This is a genomic window from Mesorhizobium sp. M7A.F.Ca.CA.004.12.1.1 (assembly GCF_003997835.1).
GTDB lineage: Bacteria > Pseudomonadota > Alphaproteobacteria > Rhizobiales > Rhizobiaceae > Mesorhizobium.
The window spans coordinates 1-3,133 of sequence record NZ_RZRK01000711.1; the positions used below are offsets into that span (position 1 = coordinate 1).

Here is a 3,133-nt window from a genome sequence, read left to right on the forward strand (position 1 = left end):
GTTCAAGATCGGCATAGGACCGTCGAGTTCGCACACGATGGGGCCGATGACCGCCGCTGCGCGGTTTCTCGACGAGGTCGCGGGAAATGACTGGCCGCGTCCGGCGGGCGTCAAGGTCGACCGGCTTGGCGCAAGCCTGCACGGGTCACTCGCCTACACCGGTATTGGCCACGGCAGTGATCGCGCCGTCATGCTCGGCCTTGCCGGTCTGACGCCGCAGACGGTCGATCCCGACCAGGCCGATGGCATTGCCAGCCGCATCGCCGCCGAAAAGCGCATTTCGCCGCCCGGCCATCCCTCCTATCGCTTTGATCCGGCCACCGATCTGGTGCTGGACCGCAAGACGCCGCTCACCGGTCACGCCAACGGCATGGCGTTCTACGCCTATGACGCCGGCGGCCGCCTGCTGCTCAAGCGGATCTATTATTCGATCGGCGGCGGCTTCGTGGTTTCCGAAGAAGAACTGCAGCGGATGAAAGCCAAGGGTTCGGTGACAACCGAAGGCAAGAAAGTGCCTTATCCGTTCAAGAATGCGGTCGAGATGCTGGCCATGGCCGGCAAAAGCGGTCTTTCCATCGCCGACATGAAACGCGTCAACGAGGAAACGCAGATGACGCGCGAGGAGCTCGACGCCGGCCTCGACGGAATCTGGAGCGCCATGAAGGGCTGCATCGACCGTGGCCTGTCGCAGGATGGCATCATGCCGGGTGGGCTGAAGGTGCGCCGCCGTGCCCGCATGCTGCACGATAAGCTGCAGGAGCAGTGGCAGCAGAACAAGCCCAATCCTTTGCTCGCCAATGACTGGCTGTCGATCTACGCCATGGCCGTGAACGAGGAAAATGCCGCCGGCGGCCGCGTGGTCACCGCGCCGACCAATGGCGCTGCCGGCACGCTGCCGGCGGTGCTGCGCTACTGGCTGCATTTCCATCCCGAGGCGGACCAGCCGAGCATTCGTGATTTCCTGCTGACGGCTGCCGCCGTTGGCGGCATCATCAAGACCAACGCATCGATCTCGGGCGCCGAGGTCGGCTGCCAGGGTGAGGTAGGCTCCGCGTCGGCGATGGCCGCAGCGGGCCTGTGCGCCGTCATGGGCGGTACGCCCGAACAGGTCGAGAATGCCGCCGAGATCGCGCTCGAACATCATCTCGGCATGACCTGCGATCCGGTTGGTGGTCTGGTTCAGGTGCCGTGCATCGAGCGCAATGCGCTGGGCGCGGTCAAGGCGGTGACGGCCGCGTCGCTGGCCATCAAGGGCGACGGCATCCATTTCGTACCGCTCGATGCGGCGATCGAGACCATGCGCCAGACCGGCCTCGACATGAACGAGAAGTACAAGGAAACCAGCCTTGGCGGGCTTGCAGTCAACGTCGTGGAGTGCTGAAGGCTGGCCTAAACCGCCGCTGTGGAGAAGTCGATCCGGTCGTTGACGCGTTCGCGTGCGGGACTAACCTTAAGCGATGTCTCTCAATCTCATAAAACTCTGTGTCGGCTGCGACAGCGTCGAGGATCTCGAAGAGTGGATCGCCTTCCGCCTCGACGAGCGGCGGCGCGCCGGTGAGCCGGTCGAGCAGTATCACACCACCCGCATGATGCCGACACGCGGCGCCGAGGTTACCGATGGCGGTTCGCTCTATTGGGTGATCAAAGGCAATGTGCAGTGCCGCCAGTTGATCACCGAAATCCGGCCGTTCACCGACAGTGAAGGCATAGGCCGTTGCCATCTGATACTCGACCCCGAGGTTGTACGCACCGACTGGCAGCCGCGCCGGGCTTTTCAGGGCTGGCGCTACCTGAAACCGGCGGACGCGCCGCTCGATCTGGGCAAGGGCAAGGCCGGATTGATCGAGATGCCGCCGAAACTCAGGCGCGAGCTGGCCGATCTCGGTCTGCTCTGACCCCAGGTGGCATCACCGCCTGGCCCTTTGCACCGCCCGATGTGGGGCTTGCAAGCGATGTGGCAACGCCACATCTTGTTTTTCATGAGTGATAAGAAGCAGCCTGTGCCAGCGAGGACCAGTCCTGCGCCGGTCAAGCCTCAATCCAACGCCGGCGAGATCGACGCCTTCATTCGTCAGGCGAGGACACTTGCCGCGTCGGCGACCGGTTCGGGCAGGCTGATCCTTGCCCTCGACGCGACGATGAGCCGCCAGCCGACCTGGGATCTGGCCTGCACGCTGCAGGGCCAGATGTTCGACGCAGTCGGCAAGGCCGGAACCCTCAGCGTGCAACTGGTTTATTTTCGCGGCCTCGGCGAGTGCCGTTCGTCGGCTTTCGTGAGCGACACCAATGCCTTGAAGCAGCTGATGACGCGGATCGAATGCCGCAGCGGCCACACCCAGATCGGAAAGGTCCTGACGCATGCGCTGAAACAGACGGCGGCCGCCAAGGTCAATGCGCTGGTCTACATCGGCGACGCGATGGAAGAGAATATCGACGATCTGGCCGAAAAGGCCGGCAGCCTCGGCCTTCATGGCGTTCCTGTCTTCGTGTTTCAGGAAGGCCATGATTCCGGCGCGGAAAAGGCGTTCAAAGAGATTGCGCGGCTTTCCAAGGGGGCTTGGTTCCGATTTGATCGGCGGGCTGCCGCGACCTTGGCAGGGCTGCTTTCGGCCGTCGCCGTGTATGCGACCGGCGGGTTGAAGGCGCTCGAAGCCAGGGGCAGGCCGGAAGACCGGCTGATGATCGAGCATCTGCGGGGCGGCGGAAAATAATGGGCGCAATCATCGCTTTTGTAGCGTTGCTTCTGCTGCTTCTCGGCGCGGTGACGATCTTTCTGCGTGCCGAGCCGGCGAAACTGGCGAGCACGCTGCGAACGCTCGGGCCGGCTCTTCTGGCAGTTGTCGGCGTCGCCGTGCTTGTGGTCGGCCGTGAAGGCATCGGCGGCATGATTCTCACCGGGGCAATTGCCTGGTATGGTTCCATGCGAATGAAAGGCCAGCCGGCCGGCCTTGCCCCGGGCAAACGCTCGACGGTGCGCACGGCGGCATTGGAAATGGAGCTCGATCACGATACCGGCGGCCTCGAAGGACTGGTCCTGGCTGGCCGCCACGAAGGCAAGATGCTTGGCGCGATGGGGCTGGCGGAATTGCAACACCTCTACCGCGAACTCTCCAGCGACCCGGAGAGCCGACAG

The 3,133-nt window shown here is 63.8% G+C and carries 3 protein-coding genes and 1 pseudogene; all 4 read left to right on the plus strand.

The window, feature by feature from the left end:
* Positions 1-1,381 (plus strand): L-serine ammonia-lyase (locus EN984_RS28170; RefSeq protein ID WP_127384114.1); only part of this gene is annotated, 1,381 nt, incomplete at its 5' end.
* A 76-nt stretch (positions 1,382-1,457) separates the two neighbouring features.
* The gene (locus tag EN984_RS28175) at positions 1,458-1,895 is read left to right on the plus strand and encodes a DUF1489 family protein (RefSeq protein ID WP_013531780.1); all 438 of its coding nucleotides are present in this window, start codon (positions 1,458-1,460) and stop codon (positions 1,893-1,895) included.
* Positions 1,896-1,979: 84 nt separating this feature from the next.
* On the plus strand, positions 1,980-2,711 hold the full coding sequence (locus EN984_RS28180; protein WP_164749086.1) for a VWA domain-containing protein: 732 nt from the start codon (positions 1,980-1,982) through the stop codon (positions 2,709-2,711).
* A pseudogene (locus EN984_RS28185) lies at positions 2,711-3,133 on the plus strand (molecular chaperone DnaJ); the annotation flags it as partial. The gene EN984_RS28180 and the pseudogene EN984_RS28185, both read left to right, overlap by 1 nt.